At 36.9% G+C, this 742-nt stretch carries 1 protein-coding gene; it reads right to left on the bottom strand.

Features of this window, described 5'->3' with window-relative positions:
* Positions 1-686: hypothetical protein (locus tag HXW94_RS18825; protein WP_178368420.1), on the bottom strand; the 686-nt coding region annotated here is incomplete at its 3' end.
* Positions 687-742 lie beyond the last annotated feature (56 nt).

The following is a 742-nucleotide window of genomic DNA, read 5'->3' on the forward strand; positions in this document are numbered from 1 at the left end:
TGTTCTTTTTCGTCAACATCCGAACTTTTGCCCAGAAAAATATGTGAGGTGTCTTTGGGGATTGTTTGATTTACCATGCTGCGATAGCCTTGATCTCCTATGCCATATTCAGGAGATCCTTTCATTTTTTCTTCAAACAACCGGACTGTATCTGACCACAGGGTTTTATCATTAGGCTTTCCGATGAAATTTTCCACTGTAACCATAAAACCTTGGCGATTGAATGAAAGCTGAAGCGTACTTCCAAATTCACAGTTTGGATGCTTTTTACCTTTTTTAATCGGTCGGGCATCGGGTTCATCAAAAGATACAATCCGGTTTGGAATATGTTTTTCCCCTGCAAGTTTCTGTTCATTCTGTTTATGAAACAACATCAACAGATCTAAAAGTTTCAGAACTTTTTCTTTGTTCGTGTCAGAATCTTCAAGGCTTTGAACAATTTTTTCAAATGTCCGCAATCCACGGGAAAATATCAAGAGAGCTTCAAAAAATAGAAATATAATTTGATCCTTTTTCCGATTTAAATTGTATTCGCGATATAGTTGTTTGAGTTCCTTATCATCCCACCACAAGGGAATATGATATTGTTTGGCTACCTGCTCCATTTTTTTAAACGCCTTGAAAATCAACCCGATATCTGTTGGATAAGAAATATTGTTGGGTAGTACAGTGGAATCAATCAGCATAGTACTCTTATCAATAACTTTTGTAACCCTTAGCAGATCGAAAATGACGGCCTCTA

Source organism: Desulfobacter latus, from assembly GCF_013389365.1.
Taxonomy (GTDB): Bacteria; Desulfobacterota; Desulfobacteria; order Desulfobacterales; family Desulfobacteraceae; genus Desulfobacter; species Desulfobacter latus.